The following is a 21696-nucleotide window of genomic DNA, read 5'->3' as shown; positions in this document are numbered from 1 at the left end:
GGATTTGGCGTGCTACAAGTTGGGGTATGAACGCTCAGACCCCCAACATAGGCGATAGCCAGCCCGCAAAACGGCCTCAGATCAAGCAATTGGATGATGTCGCGGTCAACCGCATCGCCGCTGGCGAAGTGGTGGAGCGGCCTGCCTCCGCGGTTAAAGAGCTGATCGAGAACGCGCTGGACGCCGGTGCTACGCGCATCGAGCTATGCGTGAAGGACGGCGGCAAGACGTTGATCCGCGTGACGGATGACGGCCACGGCATCCCTGCGCAAGACCTGCCGCTGGCCTTGTCCCGCCATGCCACGTCGAAAATCGACGGCTCTGATTTGCTGAACATCCACACTTTCGGCTTTCGCGGCGAAGCGCTGCCGTCGATGGCGGCTGTGGGGCGCATGACGATCACCTCGCGCGTCGCGGGCGAGGATGCAGCGCAGATCGTTGTTGATGGTGGTGCCATGGGTGCGGTTACTCCGGCGGCGCTGTCGAAGGGCACCGTGGTCGAGCTGCGCAACCTGTTTTATGCGACACCCGCGCGGCTGAAATTCCTGCGCACGGATCGCGCCGAGATGGGCGCGATTTCGGATGTGGTGAAGAAATTGGCCATGGCGGAGCCTTACGTGGGCTTCACCATTCGCGACCTGTCACGGGATGATACTGGCCGCGTGACTTTCCGCGCCGATGCGCAAACCGGCGATATGTTCGACGCGCTGAGTGGTCGTCTACGCGCGATCCTTGGGGCTGAATTTGCAGACAACGCCTTGCCGATTGATGCGGAGCGCGAAGGGATCACGTTGACGGGGTATGCGGCCCTTCCGACCTATTCACGCGGCAACAGCATTTCGCAGTATTTGTTCGTGAACGGGCGTCCTGTGCGGGACAAGCTGCTGGTTGGCGCGTTGCGCGGGGCGTATTCGGACTTCCTGAGCCGCGACCGTCACCCTGTGGTCGCCCTGTTTCTGGAGCTGGAGCCGACGAAGGTCGATGTGAATGTCCATCCCGCCAAAGCCGAAGTGCGGTTCCGCGATCCGGGGCTGGCGCGCGGGCTGATCGTATCGGCGCTGAAACATGCGCTGGCGGATGCGGGGCACCGCGCCTCGACCACGGTGGCAAACGCGACCTTGGGGGCGTTCCAACCGGAACGCACGGACCGGCCTGTTTACCAAATGGACCGCCCATCGCTGGGCGCCATGCGCGCGTCTTATCAGGCGCAAGCGCCCGGATTTGCGGAGACGCAGGCCGTTTATAGCCGCGTGGATGTGGTTGAGCCTGTAGCCGCAGAACCCGTCGATCAACAGTTGGGAGCTGCGCGCGGTCAGGTGCACGAGAATTACATCATCGCGCAAACCAAAGACGGGATGGTCATCGTGGACCAGCACGCCGCGCATGAGCGGTTGGTTTACGAGAAACTAAAGAAGCAGATGGCCGAGAACGGTGTTGCCGCACAGGCTTTGCTGATCCCAGAGATCGTGGAAATGTCCGATGCAGATGCCGCCACTTTGCTGACCCATGCCGACGCGCTGTCTAAATTGGGCCTAACGCTGGAACCGTTCGGTGCGGGGGCAATCGCCGTGCGCGAAACCCCTGCTATTCTTGGCGAGGTCAACGCCGAAGCCATGGTACGCGACATTCTGGACGAGTTGGACGACCTTGGGGATACGCAACTGGTGGCTGACAAAATCGAAGCGGTGCTGAGCCGTGTGGCCTGTCACGGCTCAATCCGCTCGGGGCGCTGGATGCGCGCGGATGAGATGAACGCCCTGCTGCGCGAGATGGAAGCCACGCCCCATTCGGGCCAATGTAACCACGGCCGCCCCACTTATGTGGAGCTGAAATTGGCCGATATAGAACGGTTGTTCGGACGCAAATGATCAAGATTGGCGATATGGTTTTGCAGTGGGATGATCCGCTGGTGATTGCGGGCCTTGTGGGTGTCGCGGTGCTGTTGTTGATGGTCATTTTGCTGATCACGGTTGTGCGCTCTGCTGGCCGCGCGGCGGAGATGGCTCAGCCGATGATGATGCAGATGGGGCAGTTGAACCAGACGGTGCAAAGCCTTGGCACGGGGCAGGCGCAATTGACAGGCGGGCTGGAGAGCCTGTCAAAAAGTCAGAGCATGACGATCCAGACCATGGAGGTCCGGTTGGCCGAAGTGCAGCAAAAGATGGCGGAGCGGTTGCATGAGAACGCGATGAAATCGGCGCGGTCCCTGTCTGATCTGCAAGAGCGGATGAACGATACGTTGCACGGCTCGTCCGAGAAAACGACGAAGTCACTGACGCAATTGCAGGAGCGCTTGGCGACCATCGACAAGGCGCAGACCAATATTGAAAAGCTGTCGGGCGACGTGCTGTCCTTGCAGGACATCTTGTCAAACAAGCAAACACGCGGAGCGTTCGGGGAAATCCAGCTGAACGACATTGTGTCCAAAGCCTTGCCGTCGGACAGCTATGCCTTCCAAGCCACCCTGTCGAATGGGCGTCGTGCGGATTGTCTGATTGATTTGCCCAACCCGCCGGGCCCGATTGTGATTGATGCCAAGTTCCCGCTGGAAGCCTACGAGGCGCTTGTCGCGGCTGATACCAAAGAGGATCAGGCGCGGGCTTTGACGGCTTTGGGGCAGGCCGTGCGGGTCCATATCAAGAAGATATCCGAGAGCTACCTGATCGAGGGCGAAACCGCCGATGGCGCGTTGATGTTCCTGCCGTCGGAGGCGGTCTACGCAGAGTTGCATTCCCGTTTGCCCCACATCGTGCGCGAAGGGTTTGCGGCACGTGTATGGATCGTGTCCCCGACGACTTGCATGGCGACGCTGAACACCATGCGCTCGATCCTGAAGGACTCGCGGATGCGGGAGCAGACGGGTGAAATTCGTAAAGCCCTGCGCCAGCTTCACCGCGATGTGGAGATCATTGGCGAGAAGGCGGGTAAATTGGAAACCCACCTGCGTCAGGCCGGAGACGACGTTGCTGGTGTGCTGACCGCCGCCACCCGTGCAGGCAAGCGGGCAGATCGTTTGGATAATTTCGACTTTGAGGAGTTGGCACCGGAAGAGACCAATGTCGTTCCACTCGGAAAGCCTAACGACTAAATCCGCAAGAACGGCTGCGCAATTCGCTGCACTAGACCGCGGAATTTCAGCGGCGCATCAGTTGCTGCAAGGCAAATACAGTCGACGCCTTCCTCGGCCACGGGCGTGTGCACGTCTTCCTCGGTGGCGATTTCCAGATCGCCGGGTCCGAAGCGGTCAAACTCGTCCTTAAAAGCGCCTTGCAAAACCAGCGTCAGCTCTGTTCCGCGGTGGCCGTGATCCGGCACCGCGCAACCCGCAGGGATATGAAGCAGGCGGACGCTCGCATCCTTGGACGTTGGCAAAATGGCCTGCCGGACGCCCATGCCAACTGCACGCCATTTGACCGCATCCAGATCACCGCCGACATAGTCTTGCAGGGCGGACGGGAACAAACCCAATTTAGTGACGTCCACGCGGATGGGAGCTTTCGGACCTTTTTCTATCAGGGCTAATGTTGCTTTCAAATCAACGTCCTGCGAAGTGGCGACGTCGTCCAACATTGCACCGCCAACCGCTTCGAACGCCCCAAGACGGGCGCGGCAATCGTCGCACATGCTGATATGAGTGGCGACCACGAGGCCGAAGGCTTCGGGCAGGCTGCCTGCCGCGTAGCTCATTAGCAGTGCGTCGTTCAGATGATGTTTGATCTTGCTCATGTACCGTTTCACTTCATTGCGTGGCGCAGCTTTTCCAGCGCCAATCTAATTCTCGACTTGATCGTTCCCAGTGGCAGCCCCGTCTCATCAGCAATTTCGCTATGAGTCAGGTCGCCAAAGTAGGCCTTCTGGATCAAATCCCTCTGTTTATCCGGCAGTTCAGACAGGGCCTGAACCAAACGGTTACTTTCCTGTTGAAGCTCCATCACGTCGGCCGCATTCGGCTCTGGCTCTGGGCCCCATGTCAATTCGTCCGGCTCGGGCCGGCGCTGCTTGCGGATCATGTCGATCCGCCGGTTGCGGGCGATCGTAAACACCCATGTACTCACGCTGGCCCGTGTAGGGTCGAACAGATGCGCCTTGTGCCAGAGCGTTGCCATGACGTCCTGCGCGCACTCTTCCGCCATAGAGGCGTCGGATCCTGACTTTATTAGATACGCTTTCACGCGTGGCGCGAAACGTCTGAAAACTTCCGCAAATGCGGCTTTGTCTTGGGCATCCCGGATCAAGAGGACACATTCGACCAACCGCAAATCTTCTTGTTCTTTGGTGGACACTTTTCTGTATCGACCCTTTCTGGCTTCGAGCGTGCAGCAAACCGGTGTGCAGACGCCTGCCGGTGCTACGTAAGAGTCGTCAAAACTGGTGCCTGCCGTCAACATAAACCTTTTACGCGCCTGAATCTAATTCGGATCACTTTGGTTTGTGATCCATTTGGCGATGGCTGACGTAACACTTCATATGACTAATTTACTCGTGCTGGAGACCTGAATGCCTTTTGAGCCCATGACCGTAGCCCCAAAGTGTATCGCCGTGATTGGAGCTGGCATTTCTGGGATGGGGGCAGCGTATATGCTGTCAAAATCGCACCACGTTACTTTATTTGAAGCCGAGCCTCGTTTGGGTGGCCATGCACGGACAATTGTTGCGGGAAAACGCGGTGATCAACCGGTTGATACAGGGTTCATCGTCTTTAACGAGAAAAATTACCCACATCTCGTAAACTTGTTCGCCGAACTTGGGGTTGAGACTGTCAAAAGTAACATGAGTTTTGGCGCGTCGATCGGAGGTGGCAAGCTTGAGTACGGATTGCACAGCATCGACGCCATCTTCGCGCAACGCCGCAATGCAATGGACCCGCGCTTCCTGCGTATGATCCGCGATATAGTTCGTTTTAACGCCCGTGCTGTCGAGGTTGCCAAGGATCCAGGCATCTCAATATCGGAACTGCTTGGGCAGCTTGGCACTGGCTCTTGGTTCAAGGATAAGTACTTGCTGCCATTCACAGGCGCAATCTGGTCTACGCCGATTGAGCGGATGGAGTCCTTCCCCGCGCAAGCCATGATCCGTTTCATGCAAAACCACGCGCTGTTGGGGTATTCCGATCAACACCAATGGCACACGGTCAAAAATGGCTCGACGCAATATGTCTCGAAATTGGAAACACGGCTACGAAACCAAGGCGTGGATATCCGTTTAGGGGCCCCGATAAGTTCAGTCACACGTGCGTTAACCCATGTCGAAGTAACCCCGATTGGCGGAACGCCAGAGCGATTTGATGAGGTGGTTTTCGCCGCACATTCCAACCAGAGCCTGGCAATGCTGTCGGACGCTTCGGTGACAGAACGAGGGGCTTTGAGCGCGGTGCGGTATCAACCAAACGAGGCAGTTTTGCATGCGGATGCTTCGATGATGCCAAAGCGGCGCAAGGTCTGGGCAAGCTGGGTCTATTGCGAAGACAAACATAAGTCTTCGGACAAGATTGACCTGACCTATTGGATGAACTCCCTGCAATCGATCCCCGACGATGATCCTCTGTTTGTGACGCTGAACTCGACCCGCACGATACGCGAAGAGCTGATTTACGACACCAAGACCTTTTATCACCCAGTTTATGACGTGGCTGCATTGAAGGCTCAGGATGCAATCAGCGCGATGAACGGAACCAACCGAACGTGGTTCTGTGGTGCTTGGATGAAGAATGGCTTCCACGAGGACGGGCTGTCCAGTGCAGTCGATGTGGCTCGGGCGTTTGCGTCTAAATTTGAAGCCGTCGAGGCCGCGTGAGCGGGATCAGCCATATCGCGGGTGTGACCTTTCACGGGCGCAAGGGAGCAGTCGAGAATGCTTTCAAGTACGGCGTGGACTATGTTCTGTTTGATCCGGCGAAGGATCTGAAGCTCCCGACGCTATTCTCGCGCAACAGGGCAAACTTAGCCTCCCTATACGACTGTGACCATGGTGGGGAGCCGAGGCGGGGTGCCGGTCTTGTCTGGGCGCGTGATCTGTTGGAAACCCAAGGCTTGATGAATGTCGTCGACCGTATCGAACTGCTCGCGCAGCCGCGCGTGTTGGGGCATGTTTTCAATCCCGTTAGCTTTTGGCTTGGCTATGATGCACAGGGGGACTTGCGGGCCGTTATCCCCGAAGTGTCTAACACCTACGGCGACCGGCACTGCTACCTGTGCTTTCACGACGATCACAGAGTTATCGCCCCCGCAGATCGCCTGACCGCCCGCAAGGTTTTCTACGTCTCGCCATTTCAGCCGGTCGAGGGGGAATACACCTTCCGGTTTGATTTCACTGACGACAAGGTCGGGGTATGGATTGATTATACGACGGGCAACAGCGGGCTGCTGGCGACACTGACCGGCAAGCGAACTCCTTTGACCAATATGTCGATCCTACGTGCTTGTCTGCGCCGGCCATTTGGCTCGCGCCGCGTGTTGGGCTTGATCCACTGGCAGGCTTTGAAGCTGTGGTGGAAGGGTGCCAAATTCCGCGCGCATTCCGCACCGCCGTCCGACAAGGTGTCGCGGTGATGGTGATGAGTTTGCCCCGTACGGGCGAGCGGCTGGCAGCTTACTCGCTCTTTGCTGCGGTGCTGTCTGGCGCAGGTCTGCCGATCTATATCTATGCACCAAAATACTATGCAGATACCTACGGTGTCAGTCTCGCTGCCCTTGCAGCGGTTCTTTTTGGCCTGAGGTTATTCGACGTGGTGCAAGATCCTGTGCTGGGTTGGATAAGTGAGCGGTTGGGAGCATGGCGAAAGGCTGCGATGGCTTCCGTCGCCGCACTTTTAGCAGTGTCGATGATCGGGCTGTTCGGAGTTGCCCCACCAATTGCACCGCTCTGGTGGTTTGGCCTTACGATCACAGGGCTATTCACTGCGTTTAGTTTCTTGACGATCAACTTTTACGCACAAGGCATTACCAAAGCAGGAGCGGTTTCCGGAAGCCACACCACAGTCGCTGCGTGGCGCGAAACCGGCGCTTTGCTGGGTGTCTGTGTGGCGGCGATAACGCCAACTTTGCTGCAAGGTGTCGTGGAAGCTCCGTTCGCAGCATTCGCGGCGGGGTTCGCGGGTGTTACCGTGATCGCGGCGGCTTTGATGGCACCGGAATGGTCAGGGCGTATAGACCACGAACCAACCCAAATCGGCGCGATATTGAAGGACATGACCGCGCGCCGACTACTACTTCTGGCGCTTGTCAATGCGACTCCTCTAGCCGTGTCTTCCACGCTGTTCTTGTTTTACGTTGAAAGTCGCCTCGGCGCGCCGGGTTGGGAAGGCCCGCTTTTGGTCTTGTTCTTCCTTGCTGCGGCACTTTCCGCGCCACTCTGGGCCAGTCTGGCTTCTCGATGGGGAGAGAAATCAACGCTGCTTCTAGCGATGTGTGTGGCGATCGTAGCCTTCGGATGTGTGACGATGTTGGGGAGTGGGGATGTTTTGTTCTTCGCCGTGATCTGCATCGCAACCGGCGCGACAATTGGGGCCGACTTGACGCTGTTGCCCGCGTTGTTTGCGCGCCGGATGGCAGTCATTTCCCCCAGCGGGGGACAGGGTTTCGGCCTCTGGTCTCTGGTCAACAAATTCACCCTAGCCTTTGCTGCGGCCATTTTGTTGCCGATATTGGAAACGCAGGGATTCAGCGCAGGTGTGGCGGAGAATACCGGGGCCGCGCTGATTACACTGACAGTTCTCTACGCCTTGGTGCCCTGCGCATTAAAACTGGTTGCTATCGGGCTATTGCTTGCAACCCCTTTGAAGGAATGATGATCGTGGAAATGCTCGGATTCACACTTTTTGGCATGCTGTTGTTGTCGACGCTTATGGCAATCTTTTCGCGCAAATTCTCGTTTCTGGGGCAGCGTCCTGATGATTATGAGGCCACCGGACCAGCGTTTGATCTGCGCACGCACCTAAGCGGACCAATACAATGCGAAGGCATGATCTACGGCCCAACTGGCAAGGTGACGTCGCGCTTTGTGGCTGACATGGACGTTAAATGGAACGGAAACGTCGGCGTGATGCGTGAAGACTTTCTGTACGACAGCGGCGAGCGCCAGCAGCGTCAATGGACGCTAACTGTGGGCAATGACGGCGCGATCAGAGCGGAGGCCCCGGATGTTATTGGTGTCGGGATCGGGATGCAGAAAGGCTCTGCTGTTCAGTTGAAGTATCGCATCAAACTTCCCGAAAGCTCTGGCGGGCATGAATTGGATACGGTGGATTGGATGTATTTGGTCGAGAATGGCACGATCATGAACCGTAGCCAATTTCGCAAATACGGGATCAAGGTGGCGGAGTTGGTGGCGACGATGCGAAAGAAAGAAGCGGCGTGAGATCATTCGAGGGAAAACGCTACTGGCTGGTCGGGGCATCAGCGGGATTGGGGCGTGCCCTAGCGGACAAGCTGGTCGCCGCCGGGGCGGAGGTCGTGTTATCCGCGCGCGGCGAGGATGAGTTGAAACAGGCTGTGTCCGAGATTGGTCCGAAAGCATCCTACGTTGTGCTTGATGTGTCCGACAACGGCGACGTAATCCGTGCGGCAAGCGAGGTCGGCGACGTTGACGGCTATGTGCATCTGGCTGGGGTCTATTGGCCACAAGGTGCAAAGGAGTGGGACGCAGATCAGGTGAACGCCATGTGCGACATCAACTTTACCGGAATGGTACGGGTTCTGGGGCAGGTTGTGCCCGAGATGGCGAAGCGCGACCGCGGGCATATCGTCATCACATCCAGCCTTACGGGGTTTCGCGGTCTCCCGGGCTCGATCGGCTACACGGCCAGCAAGGCTGCCACTATGAGTTTGGCCGAGTGCATGTATGCCGACTTGCGCAAGACCGGTGTCGACGTGCAGGTGGTAAATCCGGGTTTTATAAAGACTCAGCTGACCGACAAGAACGATTTCAACATGCCCTTTATCATGGAGCCGGAGGGCGCGGCGCAGGAGGTGTTTGACCATATGAAATCAAGCCGCTTTAAGCGCAGCTTTCCGACCTTGTTCAGCCTGGTATTCAGGGGCAGTCAGTTCTTGCCGGATTGGCTGTATTTCCGCATCTTTTCCTGAGTTCACATTTGATCCATATCATGGGACGCGACTATGTTGCCTCCTAGAGTGAATCATCAACAAGGAGGAGCATTGTCGATGGACATTTCCCTACACAAGATCGCGCAGGTGGTTCTGTTCGCCCACGAAATCGACCGTGCCGAAAACGAGCTTCGCGCCTTTATCGACGGTTTGAACGAGGACGAACAAGCAGAGCTGGTAGCACTGGCATGGATCGGGCGCGGCAGCTTTGATGCAAGTGATTGGGACGAAGCCTTAACAACCGCGCGGCAAGAGAAGGTCAGCCCGACAGAAAACTACCTGTTAGGAATGCCCCATATCGCCGACCATCTTGAGAATGGTGCGGAAATGATGGGCCTCGATCTATCGGATGCGGAAGAAGAGCTTCTTTAGATATGTTGGTCGAAGGTGGTTTTTGCGCGACCCCAAACGCCTTCATTTAGCGCCCCCAGCGTTAGAAGGCTTGGCAGCAGCTGACTTGCAAAGTCGTCTGACGATTCCACTGGTAGCATCGACGGCAAGTTGTCGATTGCTGTCACATCCAACGTCGGATCATCGTGGACCCGCAGCGCAGGGGCGTCCCAAGTGGTGACGCGATCATAAACCTTGATCGGGGAGAAGTCGCTGTCGGGGTCGCAAGCGATATCGCCGATGACCGACAAAGTGCGTGGCGCGGTTTTTGCGGAGGCCGGAACAAAGACCGGAGTGCCGGGGCGCGCGAGAATGCAGTTCAGGAAAACGTTGTGCTCCAGAACTTCTGGGAAAGGCCCGCCGCTGGCCGTTTCGGCCATGTCCCATTTGGTCACGGGAATATCCATTGAGGTGCACAGGTCTGCGCCGCCTGTGCCTACACGACCCAATGCGCCGATAATCAGGGCGGAGGGTCGTTTGTTGCCAAGCGGTGCCAACTGATTGCGCAGGTCGTCTTGCATGGCCTTGGAAGAGGGGTAGACGCCCACTGGCCCTGCGACGGTGCCTTCTTGCTGCGCGATCCAGCACAGCAGGCTGACGGCGGCACCCGCATAGCCTGCCCAGTATCCAAAAGCCGCAACGCGGCGACCATCATCGCTTACGAGATATTCGATATCATAGAGGGAGCCGCCGCCTGCTTTGAAGCGATCAAGAAGCACTCGGCCAGAGGGTTGCCCTTTGAAGGCGTGACCGAACATGATGTGGCGGTGCGGCAGTGGCGTGCCGTCTTCGGACAGCTCTTTGAGGCCGAAAATGATCGCGTCACGGGGGGCGTCGGTCCAGCTGCCTTCGGGCGCAATCTCGCAACCGGTCGCGACGTAACCGTCGATTGGAATGGCACGAGACGTGCTATGCTCGACGGTGACTCGAAGCCCCGCATCCATCAGGGATTTGACCCCTTCAGGCGTCACGCCGACCCGTTGTTCGTGGTCGCGGCTTTCGGATCGAACCCAAAGATGTGTCATGTCAGCTTCCCCTCACGTGCTACATTAAGACTTACGCGAGGCCGCCAATACGCGCCACCCCATGAGCTTATGGGAAACAGGCTGACGCAAATACGGTGTTTGAGGTCGCGCATGATGCTCTGAAATTGCCCGCCCGATGCTTTAACTTGGCGCACGCAGGGAGACACGCCAATGACCGACACGATCAAATTCACGCTCAACGGTGAGCAGGTAGAGGCCCAAGCGGGCGAGACGATCTGGGAGGTGGCCAATGGCCGTGGCCTTGTGATCCCGCACCTGTGCCACAAACCTGAGCCCGGGTATCGCCCCGATGGTAACTGCCGTGCGTGTATGGTCGAGATCGAGGGCGAGCGGGTTTTGGCGGCGTCCTGCATTCGCGAACCTAGCGATGGGATGGTTGTCACCAGCGACTCCAACCGTGCTGAAACTGCGCGCAAAATGGTTGTCGAGATGCTGGTAGCGGATCAGCCTGCGTCAGACGTAGCGCATGATAAATCCTCCCACCTTTGGGACATGGCGGCGATGCAGGGCGTGTCGGAAAGCCGGTTCCCGAAGCTGGAGGAAGGCCGCATCCCGTTGCTGGATGACAGCCACGTGGCGATGTCGGTGAACTTGGATGCATGTATCCAGTGCGGCCTGTGCGTACGCGCCTGTCGCGAGGTTCAGGTGAACGACGTGATCGGTATGTCGGGCCGTGGTCACGATTCCTACCCGACCTTCGATTTCGCGGACCCGATGGGCGATAGCACTTGCGTGGCTTGTGGCGAATGTGTGCAAGCCTGCCCGACCGGTGCGTTGATGCCGGCGACGGTGACCGATGGTAACCAGTTTGGCGATAGCAAGGATTTTGACAGCGAAGTGGAAAGCATCTGCCCGTTCTGTGGTGTCGGGTGCCAAATCTCGCTGAAGGTCAAAGACGGCAAAGTCAAATATGTGGATGGCATTAATGGCCCTGCCAATGAAGGTCGCCTGTGCGTCAAAGGGCGCTTTGGCTTTGACTACATCCACCATGACCACCGTTTGACCAAGCCGCTTATTCGCCGTGAGGACGCGCCTGCAAAGGGGCTGAATGTCGACCCCGGCAACTGGCAGGAGTTCTTCCGCGAGGCAACATGGGACGAGGCGCTGGATAAAGCTGCGAGTGGTATGAAGGGTCGCGGCCGTGAGGTCGCTGGTTTTGGCTCGGCCAAATGCACCAACGAAGAGGCCTACCTGTTTCAGAAAATTATCCGTCAGGGCTTTGGCCACAACAACGTCGATCACTGCACGCGGCTGTGCCATGCGTCGTCAGTTGCGGCGCTGATGGAGAACGTGGGGTCCGGTGCTGTGACCGCGACGTTCAACGAGATCGAGAACGCAGACGTTGCGATCGTAATTGGTGCGAACCCGACGGAAAACCACCCTGTCGCGGCGACGTATTTCAAGCAATTCGCCAAGCGCGGCGGCAAGCTGATCGTCATGGACCCGCGCGGACAAGCGTTGAAACGCCATTCTAGCCACATGCTGCAATTCCGCCCTGGTGCGGATGTGTCGATGCTGAATGCGATCATGCATGTGATCGTGGAGGAAGGCCTCTACGATCAGCAATATATCGATGCCTATACCGAGAATTGGGAGGCTGAGAAGGCCCATCTTGCGGGGTTCACCCCTGAGAAGATGAGCGAGATTTGTGGTATTTCCCCTGAAATGTTGCGCGACGTGGCCCGTACTTTTGCGGGTGCCAAAGCGGCTATGATTTTCTGGGGCATGGGGGTTTCGCAACACATTCACGGCACCGACAATTCCCGCTGCCTGATCAGCCTTGCGTTGATGACAGGTCAGGTGGGTCGCCCGGGTTCCGGTCTTCACCCGCTGCGTGGACAGAACAACGTGCAAGGCGCGTCGGATGCGGGGCTCGTGCCGATGTTCTTGCCGGATTACCAAAGCGTTATGGATGACGGCGTGCGCTCTGCCTTCACCGAAGTTTGGGGCTCAGAAGACTTCTCGAACGAGAAGGGCCTGACTGTGACCGAGATATTGGATGCGGTTCATGCGGGCGACATTAAGTCGATGTATATATTAGGCGAAAATCCGGCGATGTCGGACCCTGATGTGGAGCACGCCCGTGACGCGTTGGCGAAACTGGATCACTTGGTCGTTCAAGACATTTTCCTGACCGAGACTGCGAACTTTGCTGATGTCATCCTGCCCGCGTCTGCCTTTGCAGAAAAATCCGGTACCGTGACCAACACCAACCGGCAGGTGCAAATGGGGCGTCCTGCGCTCTCGCCTCCGGGCGACGCGAAAGAGGATTGGTGGATCGAGGTTGAGCTGGCAAAGCGCCTTGGTCTGGGCTGGGACTACGGTGGCCCTGAGGATGTGTTTGCCGAGATGAAAAAGAACATGGGCTCGCTAGACAACATCACGTGGGACCGCTTGGCGACGGAAAGCGTGGTGACCTATCCGTCACTTTCCCCTACGGACCCCGGACAACCGATTGTGTTTGGTGACGGATTCCCGCGTGCTGATGGCCGTGCGAAATTCACTCCCGCTAACGTTATTGCGCCGGATGAAGTTCCTGATGCCGAGTATCCGATGATTCTGACGACCGGTCGCCAACTGGAGCACTGGCACACAGGGTCTATGACCCGCCGCGCCTCGGTTTTGGACGCATTGCAGCCAGAGGCCAACTGTTCACTGCACCCGTCCACATTGCGCAAGCTTGGGGTGGAACCCGGTGGCATGTTGCGGCTGACAACGCGACGCGGCACGATCAATGTCATGGCGAGGTCTGACCGTGCAGTCGCACCCGACATGGTGTTCCTGCCTTTTGCGTATGTTGAAGCGGCGGCCAATATCTTAACCAATCCGGCGGTCGATCCTTACGGAAAAATCCCCGAATTCAAGTTTTCCGCGGTCCGGGCTGAGAAGGCAGATCAACCCGTTCCAGCAGAGTAGATTTCTGCAGGGTTACTGATTCTGACCTTTCGAGGGCAAGCGTCTTTCGCCATTTTGGCGGCGAGAGTTGGCGTGGTTTCAATGCGCTTGTGCATGACGCTCGCTTATCTCCCCCTATTTCTTAGGGATTTAGATGCTTGGTAGCGCTATCTGAACGATCGTTCAAAAAAACATTTGACGTGTCACCGCTCGCCGCTCAATATTCCCGCAACAGGGAGCGCTTAGCTCTACCGTCGGTTATTCCGGCTCTGGGAGGGAAATTTGGTTCACGCAACATCTGCTTCGGCTGGTCTGGATACGTTGCCTCGTCTTTTGGCGCGCAATGTCGATAAGTTTGGCGACAAGCCAGCGTATCGCGAAAAAGAGTTTGGCATCTGGCAAAGCTGGACGTGGTCTGAAGTTGCGGAGGAAATTGAAGCGCTTGCCTTGGGTCTTCTTACCCTCGGGGTGAACGAAGGTGATCACATAGCGATCATTGGCCGAAACCGTCCATATCTCTATTGGAGCTTCGTCGCCGCAGAAATGGTCGGCGCTGTACCAGTACCGCTGTACCAAGATTCAGTAGCTGAAGAGATTGCCTATGTGTTGGACCATTGCGACGCACGTTTTGTGATCGCGCAGGATCAAGAGCAAATCGACAAGGTCTTTGAGGTGCATGACCGACTTCCGGGTATTGAGCACATGGTCTATCTGGATCCGCGGGGCATGCGGAAATACGACCACACGGCTTTGACAAAATACCAAGTACTGCAAGAGAAAGGTCGCGCTGACGGTGATCGTGCTGAACTGAACCGCCGCCTTGACAAGCAAACCTACGACGACACATGCGTCATGCTCTATACGTCGGGTACGACGGGCAAACCCAAGGGCGTTGTTCTCTCGAACCGCAACATCATCGAGACATCCAAGGCATCTTCCGCTTTTGATGACCTGCGCTTTGATGACGAAATTCTAGCCTATCTGCCAATGGCATGGGTGGGTGATTTCATCTTCTCCATCGGGCAGGCATTTTGGACCGGTTTTTGCGTGAACTGCCCTGAAAGCCCAGCCACAATGCACAGTGATCTGCGTGAGATCGGGCCGACATATTACTTCGCGCCTCCGAGGGTGTTCGAGACCCAGCTGACTGACGTGATGATCCGGATGGAGGATGCGGGACGCTTTAAGAAATGGCTGTTCCATCACTTCATGGCGCATGCCAAAAAAGTGGGGCCGGATTTGCTGGATGGCAAAGATGTCGGGCTTGGCGATAAGCTGAAATACCAACTGGGCGAGTTGATGGTGTACGGGCCTTTAAAAAATACGCTTGGCTTCACGCGGGTGCGCGTGGGCTACACGGCGGGTGAGGCGATCGGGCCCGAGATTTTTGATTTCTACCGCTCGCTCGGGATCAACCTGAAACAGCTTTATGGCCAGACCGAAGCGTCAGTGTTTATTACGCAGCAGCCTGATGGCGAAGTGCGCTCCGATACCGTAGGTGTCCCTAGCCCCGGAGTTGAGCTGAAAATTGCGGATAACGGCGAGGTGTTCTACCGTTCTCCGGGCGTTTTTGTGCGCTACTTCAAGAATGACGAAAGTACCGCCTCGACCAAGGATGCGGAAGGCTGGGTCGCGACGGGTGACGCGGGTTTTGTCGAAGAAGGCAGTGGTCATTTACGGATCATTGACCGGGCAAAAGATGTTGGCAAAATGGCGGACGGATCGCTGTTCGCACCTAAATACGTTGAAAACAAACTAAAGTTTTTCCCGAATGTACTGGAAGCCGTGGTTTTTGGCAGCAGCAAAGAGTACTGCACGGCGTTCCTGAATATTGATCTGACGGCTGTGGGGAATTGGGCGGAACGCAACAATATCGCCTATTCCAGCTATCAAGAGTTGGCAGGCCATCCTGAGGTACTGGCGACGATGCAGTCCCACGTGGAAGAGGTGAATGCGAGCGTTGCGGAAGACCCAATGCTGTCTGGATGTCAGGTGCATCGGTTTGTGGTGCTGCACAAACAGCTTGATGCGGATGACGGGGAGTTGACGCGGACGTTGAAAGTACGACGCCGGATCATTGAAGAGAAGTTCGCGGATATCATCGCGGCGCTTTATGATGGATCGCCGGAGATTTCGACCGAGACGGAAGTGACCTATGAAGACGGGCGCAAAGGGTCGATCAAAGCGACACTTGAGGTGCGCGATGCCCGAGTATTTGAAATCCGGAAAGTTGCGGCGGAATGACGGTGCGTCGCTCGATTTCATCATCGCCCCGCCCGCCATCCCGTGAGGTAGCCCTATGAACGCTTTGACAGGTGGAAATTACACGACTGCGGACGGCCGCAAGATCGGTAATACCATGATGGAAATGAAGAATATCACTCTGCGCTTTGGTGGGGTGGTGGCCATCAAGGATATCTCTTTCGATATTAATGAGGGTGAAATTCGCGCTATTATCGGGCCAAACGGGGCCGGTAAGTCGTCGATGCTGAACGTGATTTCCGGCTTCTATAACCCGCAAGAGGGCGAGGTTTGGTTCCATGGCAAAAAGCGCCCCCAGATGCGGCCTTACCAAGTGGCGCGGCAAGGGATTGCGCGGACGTTTCAGAACATCGCCTTGTTTGAAGGGATGAGCGTTCTGGACAACGTCATGACGGGGCGCCTGACGCATATGAAATCGGGGATGCTGAGCCAGATGATCTGGAAGGGCAAGGCCGAGAAGGAAGAGACGGAAAATCGCGAAGTTGTTGAAAAAGTTATTGATTTTCTTGAAATTCAGGCCATTCGCAAAACCCCTGTTGGCCGTTTGCCTTATGGCTTGAAGAAGCGGGTGGAGCTGGCGCGGGCCTTGGCAGCGGAGCCGAAACTGCTGTTGCTGGATGAGCCTATGGCGGGGATGAACGTCGAGGAAAAAGAGGACATGAGCCGCTTTATCCTTGATGTTAATGATGAATTTGGAACGACCATTGCGCTGATTGAGCATGATATGGGCGTGGTTATGGACCTTAGCGACCGTGTGGTCGTCATGGATTACGGCAAAAAGATCGGCGACGGGACACCGGATGAGGTGCGCAACAACCAAGAGGTGATCGACGCCTATCTAGGTGTGGCGCATGACTAAATTCGGCGTCTGCATAACGTCGGCAAAGCGTCGGCTTTGCGTCGGGCAGGTTGCCGGACCGCTATGGGTGGTGTTTTTGGCCGCCTCCGGCGCGCAGGCAGGCGCTTGGGAAGAGTTCGAGACGCGGTGTTTGGTGCCGATGGAGAATGTCGCACTGGTGCAGCCGGATGATCTGCGCCACGACAAGAAATTCAAAAACGACGGTGACACGTATTCGACCTACCGCATCGGTGACGTGAAACTGGCGATCTCTGACGGGCGTGCAAACCAGCCCAAATGGTGTCGTGTGACTCTTCGGGGTGAACAGGCGCGGGAATTGATGGATGCGGGATTCGAATGGAGCGCACGCGCCCAAGCTGATGAGCGTTATAATTTGATCGGCGAGCCGGTGCTTGGCTTTGTCGTGCGTAGCACCCAGTGGCGTGAGCCGAAAATTGATGTGTCGCTGAGCATGCAGATGAAGGGTGGCCAGTTCACCTTGCGCGTTGAGGAGACTGACCTTGAATCGTGAACCACTAAATGGAGGCTCCAATGCCTGAGCAGTTTCTCTTTGCGATGGAAGTCATCCTGAACGGGCTGATGGCCGGCGTGCTTTATGCGCTGGTGGCCTTGGGCTTTGTGCTGATCTTCAAAGCATCCGGCATCTTCAACTATGCGCAAGGCGTCATGGCACTGTTTGCGGCGCTGACCTTGGTGGGGATTATGGACGGGCAAATACCGTTCAGCCACATCATCAACGCGATCTTCGGAACGGAGTTGCACCATTTCGGCTGGCACGTGCCTGCCTTGCTGGCGATCATTCTGACCGCAGGGGTCATGGTGGTCTTCGCGTGGCTGGTGCAGCGATACATCTTCCGGCATCTGGTCAACCAAGAGCCGATCATCTTGTTCATGGCGACCATCGGGCTGGCGTATTTCCTTGAGGGCGTAGGCGATCTGATGTGGGGCTCCGACATCAAAAAGCTGGATGTGGGCCTGCCGCAGGGGATCAACGACTGGATCGACGTCACGACGTTTGAGGCATTTGGCTACGGCTTCTTCATCGACAACCTTGATATCTCGGCCACGATTGTTGCGGTTTTCCTGGTGGCGGCGCTGATCATGTTTTCGCAATACACCAAGCAGGGCCGCGCCTTGCGCGCCGTTGCCGATGACCACCAAGCGGCCTTGTCCGTGGGGATTTCGCTGAACTTCATCTGGGTTCTGGTCTGGTCGATTGCTGGCTTTGTGGCGCTGGTTGCCGGGATCATGTGGGGCGCCAAATCGGGCGTGCAATTCTCACTGTCGCTGATTGCGCTGAAGGCGTTGCCAGTGTTGATGCTGGGTGGGTTTACCTCGATCCCCGGCGCGATTGTCGGGGGGTTGATTATCGGCGTGGGAGAGAAGCTGTTCGAGTTCCTGATCGGCCCGATGGTCGGCGGGGCGACCGAGAACTGGTTCGCCTATGTGCTGGCCTTGTTGTTCCTCGTGTTCCGCCCGCAAGGGCTGTTCGGCGAGAAGATTATCGAGAGGGTGTGACGATGAACAAACTTATCGCCATTCTGAATGTCGTTGCGTGGTCGGGCTTTTGGGCCTTCGGGTATTTGGCGTTGAGCGCCGACAGTGCGAACACCACACAGATCATGGTCGCCGGATTGCTGGCCGTGGCCGGTGCCGCTGTCGGGCTGTTCACCTATTTGCAATTGGTGCGCCACTCCGAGGCCTCTGGCTATGCCAAACCGCGCAACCGCGTGCCCGAGCATCTTCGGGAAACTGACGAGGGAGTCACCTAATGTTCTACCGTGAATCAGGCGACTTCAGCACCACCTATTCCGAAGACAGCCAAACTTTCCCGATCAAGTTTGATCGGTATCGTTACTATCTGGTGTTGGCGGTGGCCTTTTTGGTCGTGCCGTTCTTTATCAATGATTACTGGGCGAACGCGGTATTCGTGCCGTTCCTGATCTACGCCACGGCGGCGATCGGGTTGAACATCCTGACCGGATATTGCGGACAGGTATCGCTTGGCACGGGGGCGTTTATGGCTGTGGGGGCCTATGCGGTCTACAAGCTGATGACCGCGTTCCCCGAAGTGTCGATGCTGATCCATGTTCCGCTTGCGGGGCTGGTGACGGCGGGGGTCGTGACGATCTTTGGCCTGCCAAGTTTGCGCATCAAAGGGTTCTATCTGGCGGTGGCGACACTGGCAGCGCAGTTCTTTCTGGTGTGGCTGTTCAACAAGGTGCCGTGGTTTTACAACTACTCGGCCTCGGGGCAGATATCGTCGCCGGAGCGCAGTGTGTTCGGGATTATCGTGACGGGACCGAACACCGAGGCTTGGGCGAAATACATGATTTGCCTGATCTTCGTGACACTGGCGGCGCTGATCGCGCGCAATCTGACGCGCGGCTCGGTCGGTCGGAAGTGGATGGCGATCCGCGACATGGATATTGCCGCCGAGATTATCGGAGTGAACCCGATGATGGCCAAGCTGACCGCGTTTGCCGTGTCGGGCTTCTTCATCGGCATCGCAGGGGCGCTGTTCTTCAGCGTGTATCTGGGGGCCGCCGAAGTGGGTGAAAGCTTCGGGATCGATAAATCGTTTCTGGTGCTGTTCATGGTGATCATTGGCGGGCTGGGCTCGATCTTCGGATCGTTCGCGGGGGCGGCGTTCATGGTGCTGCTGCCGGTGTTCCTGAAAAACGTGTTTGTGGGGATGCTGGGCTGGCCCACCGATCTGGCTGCGCACTTGCAGTTTATCGTGTCCGGTGGCCTGATCATCGTGTTCCTGATTCTGGAACCGCACGGGCTGGCGCAGCTTTGGCGGGTCGCGAAAGAGAAACTACGGCTCTGGCCGTTTCCGCATTAGCGGTGTGGCGGGGAAGCCCGCCTACTTAGAAATCCAAGGGAGGATACTAAAGATGAAACTTACGACACTTGCAGTGGCAGCCGTGATGGCAGCCAGCCCGGTGATGGCGGACCTTGTGTTCCCGTCGCTGTCTTACCGCACCGGCCCCTACGCGGCCAACGGCATCCCGTTCGCGGATGGCTATGAGGACTACTTCACCCTGCTCAACGAGCGTGACGGTGGCATTGGTGGCGTCCCGATCAAAGTGATCGAGTGCGAAACCGGCTACAACACCGAGAAGGGCGTTGAATGCTATGAGGCCACCAAAGGCGAAGGCGCATTGGTGTATCAACCGCTGTCGACCGGCATCACCTACCAGCTGATCCCGAAAGTAACGGCGGACGGCATTCCGATGCACACGATGGGGTATGGCCGGACATCTGCGAAGAACGGCGAGACGTTCTCCAACGTGTTCAACTACCCCGCCAACTACTGGGATGGTGCGTCGCACGCGATCAACCACATCATGTCGCTTGGCGACATCTCGGGTAAGAAAATCGCGCTGGTGTATCACAACTCTGCCTATGGCAAGGAGCCGATCCGCACGCTGGAAGAGCTGTCCAAGAAGCATGGCTTCGAGCTGATGCTGGTGCCAGTCGACCACCCCGGCCAAGAGCAGAAGTCGCAATGGCTGCAAATTCGCCAACAAAAGCCTGACAATGTCATCATGTATGGCTGGGGCGTTATGAACCAGGTTGCCATTCAGGAAGCCGCGAACATCCGCTTCCCGATGGAGAATTTCATCGGCATCTGGTGGTCGGGTTCCGAGAATGACGTGCTGCCAGCGGGCGACCGCGCCAACGGCTACAAGGCGCTGACGTTCCACAACTTGGGCGACGACTATCCGTTGTATGACGATCTGCGCAAATACGTGGTCGATGCGGGCAAAGCGGCGGGTGCTGGCGATCAGCTTGGCACAGCGCTGTATAACCGCGGCATGTATGCGGCGATGCTGGCCTCGGAAGCTGCCAAAACCGCACAGGAGCTTTCGGGTGACGTAAACCTGACACCTGCGATGATGCGCGACGGCATGGAAGCATTGGAAATGACCGAAGCCAAAATGGCTGAAATCGGCCTTCCGGGCTTTGGTCCTGAATTCAAAGTGTCCTGCCAGAACCACGGCGGCAACGGTCTTGGGGCTGTGGCGCAATGGGATGCAGCAGCGAAGAAATGGTCGCTGATCACAGGCTATGAAGGCTCTGATCAAGACGTGATCCAGCCGCTGATCGACGAAGACAGCGCTGCGTTTGCCGCGGAAGCCGGTATCGAGGCTGGCTGTAAGTAAGCCGTGAAATTTCCCCGGCCTGCTGTTGTGGCGGGCCGGGGAATTTGAATATTTTTGCCAAGATGAAACCACGACGTTCCGTATAATGACGCGGGCCGTGTTAACCTTAACGGGATGTTGAAATGCTGGATGGTTCCAAAACCGAGACCCTCTTGGAGGTCAACAACATTGAGGTGATTTACAATCACGTCATTCTGGTGCTGAAGGGCGTGTCTCTGAAAGTGGCCAAAGGCGGGATTACCGCGCTATTGGGTGGCAACGGGGCAGGAAAGTCGACGACGCTGAAAGCGGTATCGAATCTGCTGCATTCGGAACGGGGCGAAGTCACCAAGGGCTCAATCATCTATCGCGGTGACCACATCGCCGGGCTGGACCCTGCGGACATGGTGAAGCGCGGGGTTATTCAGGTGATGGAAGGGCGGCATTGCTTCGAACACCTGACGGTTGAAGAGAACCTTATGACGGGGGCTTATACGCGGTCTGACGGGCGCGGCGCTGTGGCGGCTGATCTGGAGAAGGTTTATGCGTACTTCCCGCGTTTGCGGGAGCGGCGGACGTCGCAGGCGGGCTATACGTCAGGCGGGGAGCAGCAGATGGTGGCGATTGGCCGCGCGATGATGGCCAAGCCGGAAACGATCCTGCTGGACGAGCCGTCGATGGGATTGGCCCCGCAACTTGTGGAAGAGATTTTCGGCATCGTGAAGTCGCTGAATGAGCAAGAAGGCGTGTCCTTCCTGCTGGCCGAGCAGAACACCAACGTGGCGCTGCGCTTTGCGCATTACGGGTATATTCTTGAGAGCGGCCGCGTGGTGATGGACGGACCTGCGGCGGAGTTGCGGGAGAATCCGGATGTTAAGGAGTTTTACCTTGGCATGTCGGATGAAGGGCGCAAATCGTTCCGCGATGTGCGCAGCTACCGGCGCCGCAAGCGGTGGCTGTCGTAGCTTTTTCGAGAATTTTAAACCAAA

Annotated in this window: 20 protein-coding genes; 17 read left to right on the top strand and 3 right to left on the bottom strand. The window is 57.1% G+C overall.

The features are described 5' to 3' along the window. Window positions 1-26 precede the first annotated feature (26 nt). The gene (mutL, locus tag BCF46_RS10195) at window positions 27-1868 is read left to right on the top strand and encodes a DNA mismatch repair endonuclease MutL (protein ID WP_121023853.1); all 1842 of its coding nucleotides are present in this window, start codon (window positions 27-29) and stop codon (window positions 1866-1868) included. Continuing rightward, window positions 1865-3088, top strand: coding sequence for a DNA recombination protein RmuC (locus BCF46_RS10190; protein ID WP_121023851.1), 1224 nt, complete (start codon window positions 1865-1867; stop codon window positions 3086-3088). Before mutL ends, BCF46_RS10190 begins: the two co-directional genes overlap by 4 nt. On the opposite strand, the gene BCF46_RS10185 is transcribed toward BCF46_RS10190, so the two are convergent. Together BCF46_RS10185 and BCF46_RS10180 are read right to left on the bottom strand one after the other, a co-directional pair. Continuing rightward, the gene (locus tag BCF46_RS10185; RefSeq protein WP_121023849.1) at window positions 3085-3726 is read right to left on the bottom strand and encodes a ChrR family anti-sigma-E factor; all 642 of its coding nucleotides are present in this window, start codon (window positions 3724-3726) and stop codon (window positions 3085-3087) included. The two genes, BCF46_RS10190 and BCF46_RS10185, sit on opposite strands and share 4 nt — an antisense overlap. Before the next feature lie 8 nt (window positions 3727-3734). Then, window positions 3735-4283, bottom strand: a complete 549-nt coding sequence (locus BCF46_RS10180) for a sigma-70 family RNA polymerase sigma factor (RefSeq protein WP_281272090.1) — start codon at window positions 4281-4283, stop codon at window positions 3735-3737. Between the two features lie 214 nt (window positions 4284-4497). Between BCF46_RS10180 and BCF46_RS10175 the strand changes: the two genes are divergently transcribed. From BCF46_RS10175 to BCF46_RS10150, 6 genes are all read left to right on the top strand, one after another. Next, window positions 4498-5793 (top strand): NAD(P)/FAD-dependent oxidoreductase, encoded by a 1296-nt coding sequence (locus tag BCF46_RS10175; protein WP_121023846.1) that lies wholly within the window; start codon window positions 4498-4500, stop codon window positions 5791-5793. After that, entirely contained in the window at window positions 5790-6548 is a 759-nt protein-coding gene (locus tag BCF46_RS10170; protein WP_121023844.1) for a DUF1365 domain-containing protein, read from the top strand. The genes BCF46_RS10175 and BCF46_RS10170 overlap by 4 nt, the downstream gene beginning before the upstream one ends. A gap of 5 nt (window positions 6549-6553) precedes the next feature. After that, window positions 6554-7786 carry an MFS transporter gene (locus tag BCF46_RS10165; RefSeq protein ID WP_121024508.1) on the top strand — a complete coding sequence of 411 codons (1233 nt, stop codon included), beginning with the start codon at window positions 6554-6556 and terminating at the stop codon, window positions 7784-7786. Between the two features lie 11 nt (window positions 7787-7797). Next, window positions 7798-8355 (top strand): DUF3833 domain-containing protein, encoded by a 558-nt coding sequence (locus tag BCF46_RS10160; protein WP_121024506.1) that lies wholly within the window; start codon window positions 7798-7800, stop codon window positions 8353-8355. Beyond that, entirely contained in the window at window positions 8352-9083 is a 732-nt protein-coding gene (locus BCF46_RS10155) for an SDR family NAD(P)-dependent oxidoreductase (protein ID WP_121023842.1), read from the top strand. The genes BCF46_RS10160 and BCF46_RS10155 overlap by 4 nt, the downstream gene beginning before the upstream one ends. Window positions 9084-9161: 78 nt before the next feature. Continuing rightward, window positions 9162-9476 carry a DUF3775 domain-containing protein gene (locus BCF46_RS10150; RefSeq protein ID WP_121023840.1) on the top strand — a complete coding sequence of 105 codons (315 nt, stop codon included), beginning with the start codon at window positions 9162-9164 and terminating at the stop codon, window positions 9474-9476. On the opposite strand, the gene BCF46_RS10145 is transcribed toward BCF46_RS10150, so the two are convergent. Further along, a complete protein-coding gene (locus tag BCF46_RS10145; protein ID WP_121023839.1) occupies window positions 9473-10519 on the bottom strand; it encodes a saccharopine dehydrogenase in 1047 nt (348 codons plus the stop codon). The genes BCF46_RS10150 and BCF46_RS10145 overlap by 4 nt on opposite strands. A gap of 171 nt (window positions 10520-10690) precedes the next feature. Between BCF46_RS10145 and fdhF the strand changes: the two genes are divergently transcribed. The 9 genes from fdhF (at window position 10691) to BCF46_RS10100 (ending at window position 21672) form a co-directional block, all read left to right on the top strand. Next, complete coding sequence (gene fdhF, locus BCF46_RS10140) at window positions 10691-13456, top strand: formate dehydrogenase subunit alpha (protein ID WP_121023837.1); 2766 nt, start codon at window positions 10691-10693, stop codon at window positions 13454-13456. A 261-nt stretch (window positions 13457-13717) separates the two neighbouring features. Next, window positions 13718-15679, top strand: a complete 1962-nt coding sequence (locus tag BCF46_RS10135; protein ID WP_245989991.1) for an AMP-binding protein — start codon at window positions 13718-13720, stop codon at window positions 15677-15679. Window positions 15680-15734: 55 nt separating this feature from the next. Beyond that, a complete protein-coding gene (locus BCF46_RS10130; protein ID WP_121023835.1) occupies window positions 15735-16556 on the top strand; it encodes an ABC transporter ATP-binding protein in 822 nt (273 codons plus the stop codon). Then, the gene (locus BCF46_RS10125; RefSeq protein WP_121023833.1) at window positions 16549-17067 is read left to right on the top strand and encodes a hypothetical protein; all 519 of its coding nucleotides are present in this window, start codon (window positions 16549-16551) and stop codon (window positions 17065-17067) included. Before BCF46_RS10130 ends, BCF46_RS10125 begins: the two co-directional genes overlap by 8 nt. A 20-nt stretch (window positions 17068-17087) precedes the next feature. Then, the gene (locus BCF46_RS10120) at window positions 17088-18074 is read left to right on the top strand and encodes a branched-chain amino acid ABC transporter permease (RefSeq protein WP_121023831.1); all 987 of its coding nucleotides are present in this window, start codon (window positions 17088-17090) and stop codon (window positions 18072-18074) included. Window positions 18075-18076: 2 nt separating this feature from the next. After that, window positions 18077-18328, top strand: coding sequence for a hypothetical protein (locus tag BCF46_RS10115; protein ID WP_121023829.1), 252 nt, complete (start codon window positions 18077-18079; stop codon window positions 18326-18328). Next, window positions 18328-19404, top strand: a complete 1077-nt coding sequence (locus tag BCF46_RS10110) for a branched-chain amino acid ABC transporter permease (RefSeq protein ID WP_121023827.1) — start codon at window positions 18328-18330, stop codon at window positions 19402-19404. Before BCF46_RS10115 ends, BCF46_RS10110 begins: the two co-directional genes overlap by 1 nt. Before the next feature lie 52 nt (window positions 19405-19456). Next, window positions 19457-20728, top strand: a complete 1272-nt coding sequence (locus BCF46_RS10105) for an ABC transporter substrate-binding protein (RefSeq protein WP_121023825.1) — start codon at window positions 19457-19459, stop codon at window positions 20726-20728. Window positions 20729-20850: 122 nt separating this feature from the next. Beyond that, window positions 20851-21672: an ABC transporter ATP-binding protein gene (locus tag BCF46_RS10100; RefSeq protein WP_121023823.1), complete on the top strand. Its 822-nt coding sequence runs from the start codon at window positions 20851-20853 to the stop codon at window positions 21670-21672. Window positions 21673-21696 lie beyond the last annotated feature (24 nt).

Source organism: Litoreibacter meonggei, from assembly GCF_003663885.1.
GTDB classification, from domain to species: domain Bacteria; phylum Pseudomonadota; class Alphaproteobacteria; order Rhodobacterales; family Rhodobacteraceae; genus Litoreibacter; species Litoreibacter meonggei.
This window is presented reverse-complemented; position numbering and strand designations above follow the sequence as displayed.

Excerpts from the sequence above, each read along its gene's own strand:
- BCF46_RS10185 (WP_121023849.1), bottom strand. The coding sequence starts at position 3,726 with ATGAGCAAGATCAAACATCATCTGAACGACGCACTGCTAATGAGCTAC.
- BCF46_RS10130 (WP_121023835.1), top strand. The coding sequence starts at position 15,735 with ATGAACGCTTTGACAGGTGGAAATTACACGACTGCGGACGGCCGCAAG.
- BCF46_RS10175 (WP_121023846.1), top strand. The coding sequence starts at position 4,498 with ATGCCTTTTGAGCCCATGACCGTAGCCCCAAAGTGTATCGCCGTGATT.
- BCF46_RS10190 (WP_121023851.1), top strand. The coding sequence starts at position 1,865 with ATGATCAAGATTGGCGATATGGTTTTGCAGTGGGATGATCCGCTGGTG.
- BCF46_RS10115 (WP_121023829.1), top strand. The coding sequence starts at position 18,077 with ATGAACAAACTTATCGCCATTCTGAATGTCGTTGCGTGGTCGGGCTTT.
- BCF46_RS10145 (WP_121023839.1), bottom strand. The coding sequence starts at position 10,519 with ATGACACATCTTTGGGTTCGATCCGAAAGCCGCGACCACGAACAACGG.
- BCF46_RS10110 (WP_121023827.1), top strand. The coding sequence starts at position 18,328 with ATGTTCTACCGTGAATCAGGCGACTTCAGCACCACCTATTCCGAAGAC.
- mutL (WP_121023853.1), top strand. The coding sequence starts at position 27 with ATGAACGCTCAGACCCCCAACATAGGCGATAGCCAGCCCGCAAAACGG.
- BCF46_RS10125 (WP_121023833.1), top strand. The coding sequence starts at position 16,549 with ATGACTAAATTCGGCGTCTGCATAACGTCGGCAAAGCGTCGGCTTTGC.
- BCF46_RS10150 (WP_121023840.1), top strand. The coding sequence starts at position 9,162 with ATGGACATTTCCCTACACAAGATCGCGCAGGTGGTTCTGTTCGCCCAC.
- BCF46_RS10165 (WP_121024508.1), top strand. The coding sequence starts at position 6,554 with ATGAGTTTGCCCCGTACGGGCGAGCGGCTGGCAGCTTACTCGCTCTTT.
- BCF46_RS10105 (WP_121023825.1), top strand. The coding sequence starts at position 19,457 with ATGAAACTTACGACACTTGCAGTGGCAGCCGTGATGGCAGCCAGCCCG.
- BCF46_RS10100 (WP_121023823.1), top strand. The coding sequence starts at position 20,851 with ATGCTGGATGGTTCCAAAACCGAGACCCTCTTGGAGGTCAACAACATT.
- fdhF (WP_121023837.1), top strand. The coding sequence starts at position 10,691 with ATGACCGACACGATCAAATTCACGCTCAACGGTGAGCAGGTAGAGGCC.
- BCF46_RS10120 (WP_121023831.1), top strand. The coding sequence starts at position 17,088 with ATGCCTGAGCAGTTTCTCTTTGCGATGGAAGTCATCCTGAACGGGCTG.
- BCF46_RS10160 (WP_121024506.1), top strand. The coding sequence starts at position 7,798 with ATGCTCGGATTCACACTTTTTGGCATGCTGTTGTTGTCGACGCTTATG.